The sequence below is a fragment of the Acinetobacter sp. NIPH 2699 genome (assembly GCF_022549355.1).
Classification (GTDB): Bacteria; Pseudomonadota; Gammaproteobacteria; order Pseudomonadales; family Moraxellaceae; genus Acinetobacter.
Window position 1 is genome coordinate 133,736 of record NZ_JAKZGL010000006.1, and the last position, 19,809, is coordinate 153,544.

Consider the following 19,809-nt stretch of genomic DNA (forward strand, 5'->3'; position numbering starts at 1 on the left):
ATCCCATTAATATGCAAATGCCTTTAGAAGGATGGAGCAGTCTTAATATTAACTGGCATTCTGGTAATGTGCGGTGTACTTTCTTTGGATGTAACTCAGCAGCTGATCCCAGTTTTGCTCAGAGAATTTCAACTTTAGCGAACTTTTTAGAAGTTGAGGTTGGTGGACAAAGTGCTTCTAGTTTTCCCTCTTTTTCTCCATCTAAAAGAATAACCTCCATTGGGCGAAGTAATAACTTCGCGTGGTCTGTAGCTGGTACTTATATGGTTGGGAGTAAAGCTGGTAAAGGTAGGCAAGCTCACCTTTGGGGGAGTACAAGTAGAACCGATGAGATTTTATAAAAATGGGGTTTTACTTTATGAAAAGGATCAATCTTTCTTTAACCCAGGAGAGTAGAAAATGAAAAGTATTAAATTATTGACTTTCCTTGCTTCTTTAATTTTTTTATTAACAATATTATTTTTCAACAAGGTACCAACCATGTCTACTGAACCAACATTAAAAATAGAAATAATGTCAAACAAAGAAATTGATAACGATTTACAGATAAATATCAGAACTATTAATAATAGAAATGATAAATATTCCATAAAAAATGAGCTATACACTCTCCTTAATAAAGGAAATATTTTTCCATTACCAAATAAAAATGATTTTTTAATGTATGAAATATTTATTATCAAAGCGGATAAATTTGCATATATTGCTGGTGAAAATATTTATTTCTCAGTAGATGAAACATAAATAAGAGGAGGCAGTAATAGAAAAGGTAAAATCCTTATCAGCCCACATATTGAAGATGATTTCATAACTTTAGAATATCAACAATACTATAAGGACAATCAAACTAAAACCTTCAAGAAATTTAAACTTTCTGAATCATATAGTCATAATAACTATGTTTTTGATGGAAAAACTGAACTAGAGGACTTTACTCGAATTAATAATTCTAGTTTTCCTAGATAAATATTAAATGGTAAAGAAAAGTTATTCAGGTGATCCTAGTCAAAAAAGTCATCAAACCAATCGATCGCTGGCATCACCACATTACAACCTAAAAAACTATATCGCGGATAGTACGCCAGAAAACGCAGGTGACAGTGCTTTTCCAACTGTCTTGGAATATGTACTAGAGCAACTCGATATTAGCATGTCAGGTAATATGCATTCTCGTCATGCATTAAGGGCTTTGGGTAACGCTTTTCATGTGTTGGAGGATTTTTTTGCGCATACCAACTTTACCGAAGTGGCATTGATTAAACAGGGCTATCAAGTAGATGATCATATTCAACAGCCTTATGTTGATTACCGAGAGATTCCGATTGTTTCTGGAACTTTTGGGTTGTGGGACACTTTGGCAAGTATTGCACCAAAGCTTGGTGATTTGGTTGATCCGTTAAAGAATATGGAAGAATATAAAGGTTTTATGTATGGTGAGCGTCGCTTAGAAGACTTTATGATTACTGCCATCGTTGAATGGATCAATATTACGGAAATTAGTCGGATTTGGAACACTTATTTGAGCTTGCGAGATCAGTTAGCTGGTTTAAATGAGGCATTATATGCAGATAAGGCTAGAGAAATAGCCCAATTTGTTCGGACAGCACGTACTTTGGCATCGGTGATTAAACCGATTATATCTTTTGTGCTCAAATTTGCTGGTTCGGGCATTTTACAACATAGTCATGGAGCGATTCGCTTGGTACAAGGGTGGGGCAACTATGGTGAAAACCCAACCCATACCCAATTGGGGAAAGATGATCATCATAATGCTTTACACATGTTAGCAGCAAAATTGGCAATTAAAGCGGTAGAGGATGTTGGGCGACGTTGGATTGCTTGTCGTGAATCACCTACAGCAGCCAATAAACAGGCAGTTAAAGACACAGCGAAACGCTATTTTGTTCATCCTGCTCGAACCAACTGGATGGATGGTGATATACGGCAGTGGGCAAGAGCAAATCCTCAGGCAATTCGGGCAGCAAGATAAAGGAAAGTTAATGAAAAAAATCATATTGGGGGTATTGATCTTGAGTCTAAGTGCTTGTTCCGATGCAAAACAGCAAGTTGCGATTCCTAATGTGGAAAAAAAGCTGAATACACAGCATCAGATCAAAGTTGATGGTTGTCAGATTTCTTATAATAACAAGCCAATCGATTTTAATGCACCCTTGGCAGATTGGTTAAAGGTTTTTGGTTCTGATTATCGAAAGGTTGATAGGGTAAAACACCCTCACGTTGACTATGATGAAGGGATTCCTATGGAATATTACATCTATGACGATGTGGGACTACGTTTAATCTATGATACCAAAGCTGAGAAAATGGAGCAGGTTATTTTTTGGTTAGAGCAGTCTAAGTGGAATAAAGATTTTGCATGGGAAACAAAAGAGCAGTATCAGTCGAGAATGAAGGACCCCAATTCAGCTCAAGCAAAACAGCATTTTAAAGATGGTATTCAGGTTGAAGATGTGATTGTGGGTGCCTATCCGATGGATCAAGAACTACGTTCGATTTCTAGGCATCGTCGTGGAACCAGCTACTATATCTGGGCAAAATGTAAGAATGGTCAGGATGGCAAGTCATTTGATATTGATCTGAGTACCAGTTATGACAATGATCCAGAGGTGATTGATGGAATGAGTTTTGAGCATATGATCGTTCACGATATCCCTGAAGATATTTCATTAAAGCAACAATATGAAAATTGTAAGAACACACCTAAGAATGATGTCATTTATGGTAAATACTGTGTAGATATTCGTAAGCAATATCAGGAAAAATTTGGTAAAGAACAAGCAGAGCAGTGATGGTGATTGATCAGCATCGTGGAGTTGTGTTAGTAACCAAAAAAATACTTGTTATGGGATTGCTGTTGGTCACAGCGTGTTCCGATGCAAAACAGCAAGTTGCGATTCCTAATGTGGAAAAAAAGCTGAATACACAGCATCAGATCAAAGTTGATGGCTGCCAGATTTCTTATAACAATAAGCCAATCGATTTTAATGCACCCTTGGCAGATTGGTTAAAGGTTTTTGGTTCTAATTATAGAAAGATTGATTATTTCCCGCCATGGGGAAAGGTAAAGACACCTAAAGAATATTATATCTATGACGATGCAGGTATTCGTTTGATTTATGACGTAAATAACAAAAAAATGGAACATGTCGGTCTTTGGATCGGTCAATCTGAGTGGAATAAAGACTTTGCATGGGAAACAGAGGAGCAATATCAGACAAGGATGAAGAATCCAGATTCTTTTCAAGCAAAGCAAAACTTTAAAGATGGCATCCAAGTGGAGGATGTGATTGTGGGTGCCTATCCGATGGATCAAGAAATACGGTCGATCTCTAGGCATCGTCGAGGAACCAGCTATTATATTTGGGCAAAGTGTAAGAGTGGTCAGGCAGGTGAATCATTTGATATTAATCTCAGTACCAGTTATGACAATGATCCAGAAGTGATTGATGGTATTAGTTTTTATGCAATGCGTACTACAGCAGTTCCTGAGGATGTTTCTTTAAAAGAAGAATATGAGGATTGTAAAAATACACCTGAGAATGAGGTCCTTTATGGTAAATACTGTGTCGATGTACGAAAGCAATATCAGGAGAAATTTGGTAAAGAACAAGCAGAGCAGTGATGGAGATTTAGTGGTTGTTGTTAAAGTTGCAATATTACATTGAGCTAAAATAGATTTGCTCAATGTAATGCTAGCAATTCGATATGAATTGGGTATTTGAATCTAGACTATAAACCCGCTTGCCAAAAAGCTTCACCTGCTGCAATTGGGTCATTGGTTTTGGCTAGGGTATCAATCCAAACATCATATTGGTGAATAATTGGATGTTGATTTGGATGAAAATCCTTTCTAAACCAGTCGCTATATTGTTCTCTTTTGGCTGTCAAAATACCGTTACGACCGAAGAACCAAGGCAAACCTTTACGTGCCATATCTAGACGCTGTCTTAAATTAAAACCATCACATTTCAGCATCACATCTGTGCGGTAAAGGGTAAATCCAAACATTAATACCGTCGTAATCACCAATGCAGATTTGCGGGTGAATTCAGGTACTTCACCGACTTGTTGCATCACATCAAAAGCCACATCACGATGTTCCATTTCTTCAATGGCATGCCAAGCGAACAGGGCACGAACGAAGGGATCAGCGTCAGTTAAGGTTTCTTTTTTGCTATAGAACGTATCTGCCATCAGTGCTGTTAAATGTTCTGCTGCGGCAGTCATGGCAATGTTGTATTGTGGAGAACGATTCTTCAATTCAAATTTAAATATTTTCTTTAAACGATGGGTGAATTGATCAACTGGCATCCCTTGTTCTTTCATGACTTGGTTCATTTTATCATGGGCAATACCATGTTGAGCTTCTTGACGTATGAAATCCGCTACACGTTCCTGAAGTTCTGGATCGTTGATTTTGTCACGAAATAAACGCACACATTCAATGAAGTAGCGTTCACCATCGGGAAAGGTGAGGCTCAAGGCATCGAACATGCGGGTTCGAAATGGATCACCACCAAACCAGAAACGAGGTGCCTCATCTAAATGGAAGTCTAATTTTGTTCTTACAATCGGATCAACTTGATAGGAAACATGTGCATTCATTTTGCTCTTCCTTGTCTTTTCATAGATTCAGTATGAGAAAAGTTCAATGAAATGTTTTGACAGTTACAGTCAAGTTTTATACAAATAACGACAGATCAGGATGAGATTGACGTATGTCAGTTAAAATAATTATTGGATATCTGCGATTATTGAATCGTGTTTTACAACAAGAACATATTGACTTGTCTAAAGTTGTTGCACCTGAACTTTGGCAGGCCTTTCATGCGTGTTTAGAAAATCCTGACGAACAAGACTTCGATGTTGAGCGCTATGTTTTACTGTTACAAGCTACTCAACCTTATTTTCCTCGTCCGATTACATTGGTTTTGGCTGAACATGCCAATTTGCAAGATTTGGGATTAATGGGCTATTTGGCATCGACCAGTTTAGACTTACAGCAAGCTTTACAGTTATTACAACGTTATTATTCTTTAGTATTTAAACAGACCAATTTAGAGCAACTCAATGTCCAGCAATTTTCAGATTATATTCAAATTGTTTGGAGTGCATCCTATTGTAACTATCGAGAAATGTATGAGTTGAATCTAGCGCTGATTTTTAAAATTGCACAATCCATTGTGCAAGATGCTTTAATTCCACCACAGATGATTCAATTTGGTTATGCACCGCATACCGCTTTATATCATTTTGAACGCTTCTATGGATGTACGATACAGGTTCAGGCTGGGCAGTATGCCATTCGTTTTTCCAATCAAATTCTACAGGCCAAGAGTATTGCCGCAGATCAACAACTGAATCATGTTTTATCCAATCAAGCACAGCAATCGCTGAATAGCGTTACTTCTTTTGATATCCAGCAACAACAATTTAAACAGAAAATACAAAGCCACATCGAGCAGGGTTTATTGCAACAAGAAGAAATGTTGCAAAGTTATGTGGCAAAGCGTTTGCATTGTTCTGAACGAACCTTACAGCGTCAGTTCAAGAGCTATCAGCTCAATTTTCAAGAGATTTTGGATCAATATCGTTTGGAGCAAAGTAAGCTCTATTTGCAACAGGGTAAATCTTTTTCTGAGATTGCAGAGCGTTTGAATTATGCCGATCAAAGTGCCTTTGGAAGAGCGTTTAAACGTTGGACAGGAGTTACACCTAAGCAGTTTTTAAAGTCTCTTTAGCTGTAAAATGAATCTTTTTACTAGGCATAATTCTTATTTAAATAGGAATTTTCTCAACGGAGTCATGTTGTATTCTCACCTAATTATTGGATAAACCACTACGTCTTGCACTTCAGTTGAAATATATTTCAACTTTGTTCAGGTTCGACCTGAGAAGCGTTTAAAGCTTCGTAAGTGTTTTGGCAAAAGTAGGCAAAACCATTGTCATTCACATGAGGAGCGACTGAAGCTCCGCAAGGTTCAATTCTTCTTTCTTGCACTTCACCAAAGCTTTAGTCGCTTTGGTTTGTTCAGGTTGTGAACGACATTTCCGAGTCTCATATTTCGCACAGGATTTTAACGTGTCTTTAAACGCGGATAATTAAAGACAATTGCGAGGATTGCACAAATCGCCAAAATCCAGCAATAGTAGATGTGCCCAATTAACTCGACAGGTGAAAGTTGTGCAATTGAGCAAGCCAGAAGCAGTTGTGCGCCATAAGGGATAATACCTTGAATCACACAAGAAAAAATATCGAGTAAAGCGGCACTGCGTTTGGGGTCAACACCATATTCTTTGGCCACTTCTCGTGCCATATCGCCAGATAAAATAATTGCAACGGTATTATTGGCCACGAACAAGTTGGACAACACCACAAGGAAACTGATGCCCAATTCCCCAGCACGTTGTTTACCAAATTTGAATAAGCGAGTAATGGCATAGATACGCTGAATTAACCATTGCAAACCACCTTCTTTTTGCATCAGGGTCGATAGACCACCGAGCAACATGGAAAGTAATGCCACTTCAAACATGCTGACAAAACCGTCATAAATTGAACTATTCAACTGAAGGGCATCAAATTCAGGCTTTGCAATCAGTCCAATGATGCCTGACAAAATGACGCCAATCATCAGTACCGCCAGCACATGTAAACGGCTAAATGCGAGGAAGAAAACAGCAAGATAAGGCAGAATTAACCATACATCATAAGGTTTAGATTGAATCGCTTCCGCCTGATGACTTAATGAAATATAAACGATTAAGGTCATGATCGCCGCAGGTAATGCAATCCAGACATTGACTCGAAATTTATCTCTGAGTTCAACATTTTGACTGCGTGTCGCTGCAATGGTCGTGTCTGAGATCATGGATAAATTATCGCCAAACATGGCACCGCCTACGACAGCCCCAATGGCATATATCGGAGCGATATCGGTCGCTTGAGTAAAGCCAAAGGCAATAGGTGCACAGGCTGCGATGGTGCCCATCGAGGTTCCCATTGCGGTTGCAATAAACGCGGAAATGATGAACAACATGGGCAAAACAAACTCTGCTGAAATTAGCGAAAGTCCGAGTTGAACTGTGGCATCAACACTGCCAATTGCACTCGATACATTGGCAAAGGCACCTGCCAGCATAAAAACCATAAACATCAGAATGAGATTGGGATGGCTTGCGCCTTGCAGGAATTCTTCAATTGCAGTGTTTAGCTTTTGTTTATAGAGGAGTAAGGCAAGAATGATGGCTGGAATAGCTGCAACTGGTGCTTTGACTTGATAAAAGGCAAATTCGGTTCCGATCATTGAATGATAGAGACCACTCCCGAGAAAGATGATCAAAAATACCAATAGTGGTAGCAAAGCAAGGGCATTGCTTTGTACTTTTTCCTGAGCGTGGGCAGACATAAAATAAAAAGGAAACTTAAAAATTGCGGGTAGTATAAAGGAGCTTGGCTCATTTCTAAAATCAAAGAAAATTAGGAAGCTTTGATCATTGAGAAAAAACTCAAAATATAGATAAATGTGTCAAGGCCGTTGTAAGTAGCAAGATTCACTGTTGCAATCACGTCAAACGCTGTTCAATGAACAAAAAATAGCGTTACAATGCAGAGTTTCTGTATGACTACAAACAACTCCTTAATTTATATAAATCAGGAAAGCATAATCCTATGTCACGTCTTGCCACTCGTTTTGAACAGCTTAAATCTCAGCAACGTAAAGCGCTTGTTTCTTATGTTATGGCAGGTGATCCGCATCCACAGGTAACCGTTCCATTACTGCACCAAATGGTTGAAGCAGGCGTTGACGTCATTGAACTGGGTCTACCATTTTCAGACCCAATGGCAGATGGCCCTGTGATTGCTTTAGCCGCTGAGCGTGCTTTAGCAGGCGGAACGAATACCTTAGATGCTTTGAATATGGTGAAAGAATTTCGCCAACAAGACCAAACCACACCTGTTGTTTTAATGGGTTACTTAAACCCAGTTGAAGTGATTGGTTATGAAAAGTTTGTGGCTTACGCGAAAGACTGTGGCGTTGATGGTGTTCTTCTTGTGGATTTACCACCTGAAGAATCACAGCAGTTAGGTGACATCTTAAAACAAAATGAGATGGATCAAATCTTCCTGCTTGCACCAACATCGACAGATCAACGTATTCAACATGTGGTTAATCAAGCCAGTGGTTTCGTTTACTACGTATCACTCAAAGGTGTGACAGGAGCAGCAACATTAGATACCTCTGAAGCAGCAGCACGTATTGCAAAGATTAAAACCAAAACCAATGTGCCAGTCGGTGTGGGTTTTGGGATTAGTGATGCTGCGTCTGCGAAAGCGATGGGACAAGTTGCTGACGCTGTCATTGTGGGCAGTGCTTTCGTTAAATCTTTTGCAACATTGCCAGCCGATGAGGCTGTGCAACAGACGGTGAATAAAGTGAAGGAGCTTCGAGCTGCGCTCGATGAGTTAGTATGAGTCAAGACGTAGAAATCATAACAGGGAAAGTACTTCATCCTGCAACCCCTTGGACGGAGCGTCAGGTTCCTGGGATTCAGGTTGCAGACCAACAACAGATATTCAAAGCGACATTTACTGAACCGACGATCGAATGTCCTGAGTGTCATGCACTGGTTACCCGTACTGCGATGTCATTCAATGCCTATGTATGCCCACAATGTGACGAACATTTACGCATGCGTGCGCGTGATCGTTTGAATTGGTTCTTCGATCAAGTGAACACCGAGTTAGGTCAAGAGTTTAGCGCCAAAGATCCATTGAAATTTGTGGATACTAAGCCTTATCCAGACCGTATGCGTGAAGCACAAGATAAAACAGGCGAGACAGAAGCACTTGTGGTGATGCAAGGTTCTCTTAAAGGTTTGGATTTGATTGCTTGCGCCTTTGAATTTGACTTCATGGGCGGTTCGATGGGTACCGTGGTCGGTGATCGTTTTGTACAAGCGGCCGAACGTGCGATTGAACTGCATCAACCTTTGATTTGTTTTGCTGCTTCGGGCGGTGCGCGTATGCAAGAAGGGATGTTATCCCTTATGCAAATGGCACGTACCTCTGCTGTGATTCAAAAAATGAAAGAAGCACGTGTACCTTATCTGGTTGTATTGACGCATCCCGTTTATGGTGGCGTAACTGCATCATTGGCAATGCTGGGTGATGTGCATATCGCTGAGCCTAAAGCCATGATTGGTTTTGCGGGTAAACGTGTCATTGAGCAAACGGTGCGTGAGAAACTGGAAGAACCATTCCAACGAGCAGAATATTTACTCGATCATGGTGTGATCGATCAGATTGTTCACCGTCATGCGTTACGTGATACTGTATATCGACTTGTTGCTAAGCTGATGAATTTACCTTGAAACCGCACGACCCACATTCAAAAGATACACTAACAACATGGCTCGATTATTGGAGCCATGTTCATGTTACAGGCATTGATTTAGGCTTAGAGCGCGTCATTCCTGTTGCTGAAAAATTAGGTGTGATGCAGCCAGATGCGAAAGTATTTACGGTCGCAGGCACCAATGGTAAAGGTTCAACCACGACCACTTTAGCCGCGATTTTAAATGCGCAAGGCTATAAAGTTGGTCTCTATCAGTCGCCGCATATTTATCGTTTCAACGAGCGTGTGAAGCTGGCTGGTGTCGAAGTCGATGATCAAGGTTTGATTTATGCTTTTGTTCTGGTTGATCAAGCACGCCGTGAATGTGGCTTAACCCTTTCTTTCTTTGAAGCAACCACTTTGGCTGCTTTCGTTATTTTTAAACAGCAACAATGTGATGTCTGGGTGCTCGAAGTGGGTTTAGGCGGGCGGCTTGATGTGGTCAATGTGATTGATCCAGATATTGCTGTCATTACCAATATCGGTTTAGATCATACCGATTGGCTTGGCGATAGCATTGAAAAAATCGCGTTTGAGAAAGCAGGAATTATTCGTCCGAATATCCCCGTTATTTTCGCAGGGCAGCAGCAACTCCCCCAAGCAGTTCAAGATAAAGTGACTGAAACTCAAGCTCACTTATCTGTTTTAAATCGTGATTATTTTTATCAGCTTCATCCTGATGGTCAAACATGGTCATTTGCATCTTCAGGGACAACATTAAAACTTCCTGTGGGTCAGCTAGCGCTGGACAATATTTCTACTGCTGTAGCCGCTGTGCTCTTGAGTGGTATGGAAATATCACAAGCCGCGATTGCACAAGGCATTCAACAAGCAGCGTTGCAGGGACGTTTTGAAATACGCCAAATTCAAGGGAAAACGGTTGTTTTCGATGCAGGGCATAACCCGCATGGTGTTGAATTTTTATTGAAGCAGTTGCGAAAATTCTTAAAATACAATAAACAGTACACAGAAGTTGTTGCGGTATTTTCAATGTTGGCAGATAAAGACATTGCATCTGTCACTGATTTACTAAAAACAACAGTAAAAGATTGGTTTATTGCTAACTTAGATGTGCCTAGAGCCGCGCCAGTGCAACAGTTACACGATGCATTACACGGTCAACAGGTACATGAGTCTGGCAGTATCCAGCAAGCTTTTGAAACTGCGCTGAACAAATGTAATAACAATCAGCTGATTTTAGTCTGTGGTTCGTTTCATACCTTAGAAGCGGTCTGGGAGTATTTAGAACAATGTCAATGAATAACAAACAACGCTGGATGGGCGGCGTTGTTTTACTAGGAGGTGGTGTTTTATTGGCAGCATTACTTCTCAAAGGTAATGAAGAAATAGAACAAGACAAGACACAAGCTCAGATTGAACACCCAAGTGCTCAAACTGAGTCTAAACCAAAACTTGCGCAACCTGCTCAAGATAGTGAAATGGTGTCATTACAACCCATGGCTGTTGATATTGAAACAGAAAAACGGTTGCTTGAAGAACAACGCCATGCACGTGAGAAAGCAGTTGCTGAGCAAGAAGCCCTTGCTGCTGACTTTTTAAAGATGCAACAGCAAGCTGAAGCGGCTGCTGCTCGTAAGGCGGCAGAGGAATATGCTGCGATCAATGCCCATCGAAATGCTGCGCAAGAAAGCTCTGATAATATTCCACCAGAATTGATCGAAGATGACAAAGCCAAAGCACAACGACTTGCGGAAGAAAAACGTAAGTTAGAAGAAAAGCGTAAAGCTGAAGCAGAGAAGAAAGCCGCCGAAGATAAACGTAAAACTGAAGCAAGTAATAAAGTAGCGGAAGAAAAACGCAAAGCCGAAGCAGAGAAAAAAGCTGCTGAAGATAAGCGTAAAGCCGAAGCAGAGAAGAAGGCTGCGGAAGATAAACGTAAAGCCGAAGCAGAGAAGAAAGCCGCTGAAGATAAGCGTAAAGCTGAAGCAGAGAAGAAGGCTGCGGAAGATAAACGTAAAGCCGAAGCAGAGAAAAAAGCTGCTGAAGATAAGCGTAAAGCTGAAGCAGAGAGTAAAGCTGCGGAGGATAAACGTAAAGCTGAAGAAGCCGCGAAGAAGAAAGCGGATGCTGAAAAGGCACGTGAACTTCTGGAAAATGGTGAGAAAAACTGGATGGTGCAAGTGGCTTTGGCTGCAAACCAAGCCAATGCTGATGCTGTGGTCTCCAAGTTACGTGCGAAAGGCTATAAAGTCACTACCAGCCCAACCTCTAAAGGGATTCGCATTATGGTTGGTCCATCCAAGGATAGAGAGAGCGCTGATGCTGCACGTAAGAAAATTGCGGCAGATGACAGTTTAAATATGAAATCTGCTTGGGTGATTGATTGGGTTCCGCTTGACCAACGATAAACGTTGATCATCATCCCCTAGATCAAATCAGGAACACATCACAGGCTTTATTCATGCTGTGAGTGTTCCAGCAAAATTAAATAGGGGATTCGCGATCATGAATACAGCGATCAGAATATTAGAACGATTTGTTTTTTCACAAGATTCTGATGTTAGTGCACTGTCTGGTGTCGCCTGTATAGGGGACGATGTTTATTTTGTTGGTGATGATGTTCGTTACTTACTCAAAACGAATCGGAAAAATAACATAACCAGTACGACGGTTTTTGAAAAAATTCCGTTATCTGAACCGTCTGAGCAAATGCCGCTTGTTGCATTGAGCAAAGAAAAAAAGCCTGATTTTGAAGCATTAACTTGCATCATCTTTAACGAACAACCACAGCTACTGATTATGGGGTCGGGTTCTACGGAAAACCGGAAACAAGCATTACTCTATAATCCATCTAATAATCAAATCAGAACTTTGTTGGATGCGGCTGATTACCATTTTTTGGAACATCGTTTTGAATTAACTGGTGGCGCTGGTCTGAATATAGAAGCAGTATGTTCAGACTATCGTCATCTCTATATCTTTCAACGTGGTAATATTAATCGCTGTCATGGTGTTTTAGTTTTTGATTTAGAAGGAATTCAAGCGGGTAAACCGTTAAAAGATGCACTCATAAATTCGCTCAATCTCACATTACCTGAGATTGAGGGTTCAGCAAGTGGTATTTCTGATGCTTATTTTTTAGCGGATAAAAATTTGATCGTTGCCACGGCTGCGGTGGAGCAAACATTAAATAGCTATGATGATGGTGTGGTGTTGGGTAGTTTTATACTCGTGTTCTCGCCTGACGGTAAAACTTTAGCTACTCATTTGATTCAGGATGCAAAGGGTCAAACACTCCCAATTAAAGTTGAAGGGATTACTTGGCTAGAGTCGAGAGCCGATGGCGAGGTGTTTTTATTGGTAACGGATAGTGATGGTGGTGATTCTGAAGTTTTGACTGTGTTGTTGAGCAGCTCGGCTTTTGCAAAACCGTGAAGTGAAATGACGCTTGGTTGATGATCATGCAACTTCGGAAAGTATCATTTGCTAGGTGATCAATAATAACTAGACCAGATCTGAGAAAATGGACGGATAAGTTCATTCATTTAACAAACGTAGATGTCTAACAAATAGATTTTCTCCAAAAACAATTCAATGCTTTAACTGGATGGATTTGACAATTGCTGTTGAATCCATTTTACATTTTCAGGGCTAAATAAATGATCAATGTTTTTCCAAATGACATGGTAGCCGTAGCCCCCTTGCTTCATTTCCTTTACTGCATCTTCAATTGACCAGTTTTCAAAGATAATTCGGTACATGGCAATCGTCGCGCCAGTACGGTCAGAACCATGATAACAATGGACTAAGACCTTCTGATTTTTTTGTTTAGCCGTTTGTATGGTATGCATTGCTTGCAATAAGTCTGCGCGAGTGATTGCCCAAGTATGAATGGGAATATGCACAAGATTAAAGGGTTGGTCCTTTAGCACTTTGGCATCTTCATCTCTTGCGCGAAGGTTGATCACAGTCCCAATTTGATACTTTTTCAAGGTTGGAATTAAATCGTTACTCGGTTGGTCACTTCGGAAGACATCATTGCTAATTTGATAAAAATTATGGGTGTTGGAGATCAGTGCTCCCCAATTCTTTGGACGTTGCTCTTCATTTAAACTTGGATGTTTCATGCACCCAGTAACGCTTAAGGTTGACACGAGAGCAATGGCAATGAGCGTTTTTTTCATATTATTGATAACGATTGAATTCAACTGGATCATGCGCACAAATTAACTCAATACTGGGTTCATGTTGAGCCAGATATTGTAACTGCTTTAAATTCTGGACACGTTGCTGGTTATTTTCAGCCAATAAACGTTCTGTGAGGTCTAAGGCTCTGAGCTTATTTTTCGGGTTCAGTTCTAAATGTGAGAAGTAAGCATCCCCACAAAATAGAATCCAGCCATCTTGTTTTTTAATGGCAATACCACTGTGCCCAAGGGTATGACCTAATAATGGAATCATCAAAATTTCATCTTGGAATAACGCTAGACCTTTGACTTTTTTCAGGTTAAACCAGTCTTCACCAGAGTCGTGCTCGGCAAAACTCCAATGGCGGTGCTGTTTAAATTGTTCGGTTTTATAACGAAGTTTTCCTTTCGCAGACAGTGATTGCGTTGCATTAAATTCAGTTGCTAGCACATGTACAGTTGCATGAGGGAAATCTGAAATACCGCCTGCATGATCAAAATCAAGATGTGTCACAAAAATGTGTTTAACATCATTGGGGCTAAAACCGAGTTGTTGAATTTGTTGGATCGCACTTAACTTCATATTTGGCACAATTGAACCGAATTGTGTAAGCAATGTACCTAGACGTTGTTCAGTATGTAAGTAGTCTTGTAAACCTAAGCCAGTATCAATGAGGACTAAACCCCGATCAGTCTCAATTAATAGGCAATGACAGACTAAATGCGCTTTCCAGCCTTTTTGTCCAAATAGGGGCGCACAAACAGGGCAGAAGCTTCCACAATGTAGATGGTGAATGTTGTAGATCATGGTCATTTTTATTGTGTTTCTAATCGAATTGTTTTTATAGCCTATTGATTGGAAAATGCCAAGAAAAATAAAACCCCTTAAATTTAAGGGGTTAAAATTCACTTTATGCTCACTCAGGCTGAGAGGTTAAACGCAAATATGGTTTTACTGCGGTATAGCCTTTAGGGAAGCGTTGTTTAATTTCCTCTTCATCTTTCAACGAAGGAACAATAACCACATCCTCACCATGTTGCCAGTTGGCAGGGGTTGCCACCTTATGTTTATCCGTCAACTGGAGTGAGTCAACCACACGCAGTACTTCATTAAAGTTACGACCGGTTGATGCTGGATAGGTAATAATCAAGCGCACTTTTTTATTTGGATCAATAATCACTAAAGAACGTACGGTTAAGGTTTCGCTGGCATTCGGGTGGATGAAGCCATAAAGTTCAGAAACCTTACGATCTTTATCTGCAATAATCGGAAAGTTCACTGTGGTATTTTGGGTTTCGTTGATGTCTTGAATCCAACTTTGATGCGATTCAACATCATCCACAGAAAGTGCAATTGCTTTGACGTCACGTTTTGCAAATTCATCTTTGAGCTTAGCGGTAAAGCCAAGCTCTGTGGTGCAAACAGGGGTAAAATCAGCAGGATGTGAAAATAAAATCCCCCATCCATTTCCTAAAAAATCATAAAAATCAACATTCCCCTCACTCGATTCTTGCTGGAAATTTGGGGCGATATCACCTAAACGTAGTGTCATGACCAGTCCTCAATACATTCTTTATGTTTTATGTGTTCATTCAATATGCAGCATTCACTTTATAAAGAAAATTATTGTTTTTTGATTTTGTTATGAGAATTTAAGATATTCAGAATGCTCAAGCTTAACAAATTGATTAGAAATTCACATTTAAAGCGCTGTAACTTAAATGCAAATTTGCTACATTAACGCTCTTTGGTTGCGTGATGTCAGAATCGCCTCGCAGATTTTTTTACCTGTTTGGATGCAAAGCCCTTGTAGTTCTTATTTCTGACTCCATAATAACAGCTAAGAAAAAATCACCTATTTATACAAACAGGATTAGAGAGTTTATTCATGTTGGCAAGTCTGATCGGAGGTATCTTCGGTACTAAAAATGAGCGTGAGCTCAAACGTATGCGTAAGATTGTTGAACAAATTAATGCGCTTGAACCGACGATATCTGCTTTGAACGATGCAGACTTATCTGCAAAAACTCAAGAATTCAAACAACGTTATAAAAACGGTGAAAGTTTAAATCAATTGTTGCCTGAAGCATTTGCGGTGTGTCGTGAAGCTGCTAAGCGTGTCATGGGCATGCGTCATTATGATGTGCAGCTCATCGGTGGTATTACCTTGCATGAAGGTAAAATTGCGGAGATGCGTACAGGTGAAGGTAAAACCCTAATGGGTACCTTGGCCTGTTATCTCAATACATTGAGTGGACAAGGCGTGCATGTGATCACTGTGAATGATTACTTGGCACAACGTGATGCTGAACTCAACCGTCCATTATTTGAGTTTTTAGGTTTAAGCATTGGCGTGATTTATTCAATGCAAATGCCTGATGAAAAAGCGCAAGCCTATATTGCCGATATTACGTACGGAACCAACAACGAATTTGGTTTTGATTATTTGCGTGACAACATGGTGTTTTCTCTACAAGAGAAAAAACAACGTGGTTTAAGTTATGCGATTATCGATGAAGTTGACTCAATCCTGATTGATGAAGCACGTACGCCGCTGATTATTTCTGGGCAAAGTGAAGATTCATCGCATCTTTATCAGTTAATTAACAGTATTCCACCGACCTTACGTCCACAGAAAGAAGAAAAAGTGGCTGATGGTGGGCACTTCTGGGTAGATGAAAAACAACGCTCAGTTGAAATGACTGAAATTGGCTATGAAACCGTTGAAGATGAACTTATTCGCATGGGTTTATTGGCTGAAGGCGAGAGCTTATATTCAGCAACCAATTTGAATTTGGTGCATCATGTTTCTGCTGCGATTCGTGCGCATTACCTCTACCAAAAGAATGTGCATTATATCATTGGCGTTAATCCACAAACGCAGAAAGAAGAAGTCATTATTGTGGATGAAAGTACAGGTCGTACCATGCCTGGTCGCCGTTGGTCAGAAGGTCTGCACCAAGCGGTTGAAGCCAAAGAGGGTATGGAAATTCAACCTGAAAACCAAACGCTAGCGACAACGACATTCCAGAACTATTTCCGTCTTTACCAAAAACTTTCGGGTATGACGGGTACTGCTGATACAGAAGCAGCAGAAATGAAAGAAATTTATGGTTTGGATGTCATTATTATTCCAACCCATCGTCCAATGGTACGTAAAGATCATAATGATTTAATTTATTTAAATCGTAATGGCAAATATAGTGCGATTATTGAAGAAATTGCCAATATTCGTCAGCAGGGTGTTGCACCGATTCTAATTGGTACAGCAACCATTGAGGCCAGTGAAATTTTATCCTCTAAGTTATTACAGGCGGGTATTCACCATGAAGTGTTGAATGCAAAACAACATGAGCGTGAAGCCGATATCATTGCGCAAGCAGGTAGCCCAAATGCAGTCACGATTGCCACAAACATGGCAGGTCGTGGTACTGATATTTTGCTGGGTGGTAACTGGAAAGCCAAACTGGCTAAAATCGAGAATCCAACCCCAGAAGATGAAGCGCGTTTACAAGCACAGTGGGAAAAAGACCATGAGGACGTTCTAAGTTCTGGTGGTTTGCATATCATTGGTTCTGAGCGTCACGAGTCTCGTCGTATTGATAACCAGTTGCGTGGTCGTGCTGGTCGTCAAGGTGACCCAGGTGTCTCTCGTTTCTATTTATCGCTTGAAGATGACTTGATGCGTATCTTCGCGGGTGATCGTGTTGTCGCGATGATGCGTGCAATGGGCTTACAAGAAAATGAAGCCATTGAACACAAAATGGTGAGCCGTTCTATCGAAAATGCACAACGTAAAGTTGAAGCACGTAACTTTGATATTCGTAAGAACTTATTGAAGTATGACGATGTCAATAATGAACAACGTAAGATTATTTATGCTCAGCGTGATGAAGTCCTCACTGAAAGCACGTTGCAAGACTACATTGAGCAAATGCACCGTGAAGTGATGAAGGGTTTAATCGCGAACTTTATTCCGCCAGAATCTGTGCATGATCAGTGGGATGTGGAAGGCTTGGAAAATGCCTTACGTGCTGATTTAGGTGTTGAATTGCCAGTACAACAGTGGTTAGACCAAGATCGTCGTTTAGATGAAGAAGGTTTGATTGCACGTATTTCTGATGAAGTGGTGAATCGTTATCTTCAACGACGTGAGCAAATGGGTGCAGAGTCGGCAGTCATGCTTGAACGTCACTTTATGTTGAATTCGCTGGATCGTCATTGGAAAGAGCATTTGGCTGCGATGGATTACTTGCGTCAAGGTATTCATCTCCGTGGTTATGCACAGAAAAATCCTGAGCAAGAATACAAAAAAGAAGCATTCAATTTGTTTGTAAATATGTTGGGTGTGATTAAGTCTGATGTTGTGACTGATCTATCGCGTGTACATGTGCCGACCCCTGAAGAACTTGCAGAATTAGAGGCGCAACAACAACGCCAAGCTGAATCAATGCGTCTTTCGTTTGAACATGATGATGTCGATGGTTTAACGGGTGAGGTGACGATGTCTGAAGAGCCTTCTTTAACTCAGGCAAATTTCCCTGTTCCAGAAAGCCGTAATGCACCTTGTCCTTGTGGTTCTGGTTTAAAATATAAGCAGTGTCACGGTAAAATCTAATTTAAGCTGAGTTAGCGTGGTTATAAAAAGCAGAGCATAGACTCTGCTTTTTTACGATAAACTACTTGAGTAGAATCAAGCTTTGTAGTTTTATTAGCAAACTTACAGTTCTTCGTTGAATTGATATTAAAAGCGGGAAGACAATGAAAAAAGCATTACAACTTTTAATTTTGGCAAGTGCTTCAGCATCGGGTTTCGCATTTGCAGCGGACGCTCCACAAACAACGACTGTGGATAAAGTGATTGCAGCAAAAGGAGAAACTTCTGCGCAAGCACAGGTCAAGCATGATGTCACTACGGTCATCAGTCCACGTACAGGTATCCGCTATACTTTAGGTGATACAGGTAATCGTCCAATCGTGTTGCAAACAGCTGCGATTGCGCCAGCAAATTCTGCCAATATCAATCGTATTGTGGCATCAAATCCTGCGCTCTCTGAAAAGAGCCAAGAAAAAGCCAAGATTGCTTTAATTGGCGAAGCCGCAGTACAAGCAGCGAATGCAGCCGCGGCACAAACTGCGAGTGCGCAAGCACCACAGACGGCAAGTGCTCAAAGCGCAAAAACCAATTAATTTTGTTTTTTCAATAAAAAAGAGATGCTGATGCATCTCTTTTTTATTGCTTGCGCATATCATAAAAAACTTGGTAGTAAGATTAAGCCAATAATGATTGCAAACATTAACCATTTCAAAACATAGTACAGTGGACGATTACGTTGTTTTAAGCCACGACCATAGTGGTGAATCGCATAACCATATTTGAAAATACGGTTAATAAACCCCGTTTTATCTTGATCATCATTTGGTGAGCTGGCCGCTGACATGATATTACGACCAAACCAGTGATTAAATCTTTGTGCCCAACCCCATTTCATCGGACGTTCAATATCACAGAACAAAATGATCCGTGTTTGATCCGTTTTATTATGTGCCCAATGTACATAAGTTTCATCAAATACAGTGGCTTCGCCATCTCTCCAGCTATAACGTTCCTGATCAACTTCAATAAAGCAGTCATCACTATTTGGCGTCACTAAACCCAAGTGATAACGGACTGAACCTGCATAAGGATCACGGTGTTTGCCTAAGTAACTTCCAGAGGGAAGTTCGGTAAACATGGCTGCTTTGACTGATGGAATGCTTTCGAGCAATGCCACTGTTTTTGGACAGAGTTGTTGCGCTGATGGATGGCTATCTTGATACCATTTCAAATAAAAACGCTTCCAGCCACGTTTAAAGAAAGTATTGAAGCCTGCATCATTATTTTTTTCAGATGCTTTGATTTGGCTTTGTAATTGAATCGCTTCTTCCCGAATCACTTGCCAGTTATCTTGTAGTGGTTTGAGTTCGGGGAATTGCGCCACATCAAAGAATGGTTGGCTGGGTAACTTAGAAAACCCCGTCATAAACATATTAATGGGCGCTAAAAATGTCGAATGGTCAAATAATTGTCGAGATGCTTTTAAGCGCTCTTTGCCACGATAATAAGTATATAAAAAACTGACTAAAAATACAGCAACGATAATCACTGCGTACATAAGTGCAATCATCTAGAAAATGGGAGGCGGTCATTTTAGCATAAAAAATATTGCGTAGAATGGTGCGATAAAATCCATTTGACCCG

Annotated in this window: 18 protein-coding genes; 12 read left to right on the forward strand and 6 right to left on the reverse strand. The window is 40.4% G+C overall.

Features of this window, described 5'->3' with window-relative positions; all coding sequences use genetic code 11:
- Window positions 1-399 precede the first annotated feature (399 nt).
- From MMP72_RS08380 to MMP72_RS08395, 4 genes are all read left to right on the forward strand, one after another.
- The gene (locus MMP72_RS08380; RefSeq protein WP_241316300.1) at window positions 400-744 is read left to right on the forward strand and encodes a hypothetical protein; all 345 of its coding nucleotides are present in this window, start codon (window positions 400-402) and stop codon (window positions 742-744) included.
- Window positions 745-973: 229 nt separating this feature from the next.
- Window positions 974-1,990: a Het-C domain-containing protein gene (locus MMP72_RS08385; protein ID WP_241316301.1), complete on the forward strand. Its 1,017-nt coding sequence runs from the start codon at window positions 974-976 to the stop codon at window positions 1,988-1,990.
- A gap of 10 nt (window positions 1,991-2,000) precedes the next feature.
- The gene (locus tag MMP72_RS08390; protein ID WP_241316303.1) at window positions 2,001-2,810 is read left to right on the forward strand and encodes a hypothetical protein; all 810 of its coding nucleotides are present in this window, start codon (window positions 2,001-2,003) and stop codon (window positions 2,808-2,810) included.
- Window positions 2,810-3,643: a hypothetical protein gene (locus MMP72_RS08395; RefSeq protein ID WP_241316305.1), complete on the forward strand. Its 834-nt coding sequence runs from the start codon at window positions 2,810-2,812 to the stop codon at window positions 3,641-3,643. The genes MMP72_RS08390 and MMP72_RS08395 overlap by 1 nt, the downstream gene beginning before the upstream one ends.
- 107 nt (window positions 3,644-3,750) lie before the next feature.
- On the opposite strand, the gene MMP72_RS08400 is transcribed toward MMP72_RS08395, so the two are convergent.
- The gene (locus MMP72_RS08400; RefSeq protein ID WP_241316307.1) at window positions 3,751-4,626 is read right to left on the reverse strand and encodes a metal-dependent hydrolase; all 876 of its coding nucleotides are present in this window, start codon (window positions 4,624-4,626) and stop codon (window positions 3,751-3,753) included.
- A 113-nt stretch (window positions 4,627-4,739) separates the two neighbouring features.
- Here MMP72_RS08400 and MMP72_RS08405 point away from each other — a divergent pair, with 113 nt between their 5' ends.
- Window positions 4,740-5,762, forward strand: coding sequence for an AraC family transcriptional regulator (locus MMP72_RS08405; protein ID WP_241316309.1), 1,023 nt, complete (start codon window positions 4,740-4,742; stop codon window positions 5,760-5,762).
- A 336-nt stretch (window positions 5,763-6,098) separates the two neighbouring features.
- Here the strand turns inward: MMP72_RS08405 and MMP72_RS08410 are convergent, their stop codons facing one another.
- Window positions 6,099-7,430, reverse strand: a complete 1,332-nt coding sequence (locus MMP72_RS08410; RefSeq protein ID WP_241316311.1) for a Na+/H+ antiporter NhaC family protein — start codon at window positions 7,428-7,430, stop codon at window positions 6,099-6,101.
- A gap of 263 nt (window positions 7,431-7,693) precedes the next feature.
- Between MMP72_RS08410 and trpA the strand changes: the two genes are divergently transcribed.
- From trpA to MMP72_RS08435, 5 genes are all read left to right on the forward strand, one after another.
- The gene (gene trpA / locus MMP72_RS08415; RefSeq protein WP_241316313.1) at window positions 7,694-8,497 is read left to right on the forward strand and encodes a tryptophan synthase subunit alpha; all 804 of its coding nucleotides are present in this window, start codon (window positions 7,694-7,696) and stop codon (window positions 8,495-8,497) included.
- Window positions 8,494-9,396 carry an acetyl-CoA carboxylase, carboxyltransferase subunit beta gene (gene accD / locus MMP72_RS08420; protein WP_241316315.1) on the forward strand — a complete coding sequence of 301 codons (903 nt, stop codon included), beginning with the start codon at window positions 8,494-8,496 and terminating at the stop codon, window positions 9,394-9,396. The genes trpA and accD overlap by 4 nt, the downstream gene beginning before the upstream one ends.
- Entirely contained in the window at window positions 9,393-10,679 is a 1,287-nt protein-coding gene (folC, locus tag MMP72_RS08425) for a bifunctional tetrahydrofolate synthase/dihydrofolate synthase (protein ID WP_241316317.1), read from the forward strand. Before accD ends, folC begins: the two co-directional genes overlap by 4 nt.
- Window positions 10,670-11,788, forward strand: coding sequence for an SPOR domain-containing protein (locus tag MMP72_RS08430; RefSeq protein ID WP_241316319.1), 1,119 nt, complete (start codon window positions 10,670-10,672; stop codon window positions 11,786-11,788). Before folC ends, MMP72_RS08430 begins: the two co-directional genes overlap by 10 nt.
- 97 nt (window positions 11,789-11,885) lie before the next feature.
- Window positions 11,886-12,815: a hypothetical protein gene (locus tag MMP72_RS08435; protein WP_241316321.1), complete on the forward strand. Its 930-nt coding sequence runs from the start codon at window positions 11,886-11,888 to the stop codon at window positions 12,813-12,815.
- A 164-nt stretch (window positions 12,816-12,979) separates the two neighbouring features.
- Here MMP72_RS08435 and MMP72_RS08440 read toward each other — a convergent pair whose 3' ends face one another.
- The 3 genes from MMP72_RS08440 to MMP72_RS08450 all read right to left on the reverse strand — a co-directional run bounded on the left by MMP72_RS08440 (window position 12,980) and on the right by MMP72_RS08450 (window position 15,120).
- Window positions 12,980-13,564, reverse strand: a complete 585-nt coding sequence (locus MMP72_RS08440; protein WP_241316323.1) for a dual specificity protein phosphatase family protein — start codon at window positions 13,562-13,564, stop codon at window positions 12,980-12,982.
- 1 nt (window position 13,565) lies between these two features.
- On the reverse strand, window positions 13,566-14,375 hold the full coding sequence (locus tag MMP72_RS08445) for an MBL fold metallo-hydrolase (RefSeq protein WP_241316393.1): 810 nt from the start codon (window positions 14,373-14,375) through the stop codon (window positions 13,566-13,568).
- Between the two features lie 109 nt (window positions 14,376-14,484).
- Window positions 14,485-15,120 carry a peroxiredoxin gene (locus tag MMP72_RS08450; protein ID WP_241316325.1) on the reverse strand — a complete coding sequence of 212 codons (636 nt, stop codon included), beginning with the start codon at window positions 15,118-15,120 and terminating at the stop codon, window positions 14,485-14,487.
- A gap of 336 nt (window positions 15,121-15,456) precedes the next feature.
- Here MMP72_RS08450 and secA point away from each other — a divergent pair, with 336 nt between their 5' ends.
- Together secA and MMP72_RS08460 are read left to right on the forward strand one after the other, a co-directional pair.
- Window positions 15,457-18,186 (forward strand): preprotein translocase subunit SecA, encoded by a 2,730-nt coding sequence (gene secA / locus MMP72_RS08455; RefSeq protein ID WP_241316328.1) that lies wholly within the window; start codon window positions 15,457-15,459, stop codon window positions 18,184-18,186.
- Between the two features lie 143 nt (window positions 18,187-18,329).
- On the forward strand, window positions 18,330-18,758 hold the full coding sequence (locus MMP72_RS08460; protein WP_241316330.1) for a hypothetical protein: 429 nt from the start codon (window positions 18,330-18,332) through the stop codon (window positions 18,756-18,758).
- Between the two features lie 59 nt (window positions 18,759-18,817).
- Here the strand turns inward: MMP72_RS08460 and lpxO are convergent, their stop codons facing one another.
- Window positions 18,818-19,723 (reverse strand): lipid A hydroxylase LpxO, encoded by a 906-nt coding sequence (gene lpxO, locus MMP72_RS08465; protein WP_241316336.1) that lies wholly within the window; start codon window positions 19,721-19,723, stop codon window positions 18,818-18,820.
- Window positions 19,724-19,809: the final 86 nt, after the last annotated feature.

Excerpts from the sequence above, each read along its gene's own strand:
- MMP72_RS08435 (WP_241316321.1), top strand. The coding sequence starts at position 11,886 with ATGAATACAGCGATCAGAATATTAGAACGATTTGTTTTTTCACAAGAT.
- MMP72_RS08410 (WP_241316311.1), bottom strand. The coding sequence starts at position 7,430 with ATGTCTGCCCACGCTCAGGAAAAAGTACAAAGCAATGCCCTTGCTTTG.
- MMP72_RS08445 (WP_241316393.1), bottom strand. The coding sequence starts at position 14,375 with ATGATCTACAACATTCACCATCTACATTGTGGAAGCTTCTGCCCTGTT.
- MMP72_RS08450 (WP_241316325.1), bottom strand. The coding sequence starts at position 15,120 with ATGACACTACGTTTAGGTGATATCGCCCCAAATTTCCAGCAAGAATCG.
- MMP72_RS08395 (WP_241316305.1), top strand. The coding sequence starts at position 2,810 with ATGGTGATTGATCAGCATCGTGGAGTTGTGTTAGTAACCAAAAAAATA.
- MMP72_RS08390 (WP_241316303.1), top strand. The coding sequence starts at position 2,001 with ATGAAAAAAATCATATTGGGGGTATTGATCTTGAGTCTAAGTGCTTGT.
- MMP72_RS08440 (WP_241316323.1), bottom strand. The coding sequence starts at position 13,564 with ATGAAAAAAACGCTCATTGCCATTGCTCTCGTGTCAACCTTAAGCGTT.
- MMP72_RS08400 (WP_241316307.1), bottom strand. The coding sequence starts at position 4,626 with ATGAATGCACATGTTTCCTATCAAGTTGATCCGATTGTAAGAACAAAA.
- secA (WP_241316328.1), top strand. The coding sequence starts at position 15,457 with ATGTTGGCAAGTCTGATCGGAGGTATCTTCGGTACTAAAAATGAGCGT.
- MMP72_RS08430 (WP_241316319.1), top strand. The coding sequence starts at position 10,670 with ATGTCAATGAATAACAAACAACGCTGGATGGGCGGCGTTGTTTTACTA.
- MMP72_RS08460 (WP_241316330.1), top strand. The coding sequence starts at position 18,330 with ATGAAAAAAGCATTACAACTTTTAATTTTGGCAAGTGCTTCAGCATCG.
- lpxO (WP_241316336.1), bottom strand. The coding sequence starts at position 19,723 with ATGTACGCAGTGATTATCGTTGCTGTATTTTTAGTCAGTTTTTTATAT.
- MMP72_RS08405 (WP_241316309.1), top strand. The coding sequence starts at position 4,740 with ATGTCAGTTAAAATAATTATTGGATATCTGCGATTATTGAATCGTGTT.
- MMP72_RS08385 (WP_241316301.1), top strand. The coding sequence starts at position 974 with ATGGTAAAGAAAAGTTATTCAGGTGATCCTAGTCAAAAAAGTCATCAA.
- MMP72_RS08380 (WP_241316300.1), top strand. The coding sequence starts at position 400 with ATGAAAAGTATTAAATTATTGACTTTCCTTGCTTCTTTAATTTTTTTA.
- accD (WP_241316315.1), top strand. The coding sequence starts at position 8,494 with ATGAGTCAAGACGTAGAAATCATAACAGGGAAAGTACTTCATCCTGCA.
- trpA (WP_241316313.1), top strand. The coding sequence starts at position 7,694 with ATGTCACGTCTTGCCACTCGTTTTGAACAGCTTAAATCTCAGCAACGT.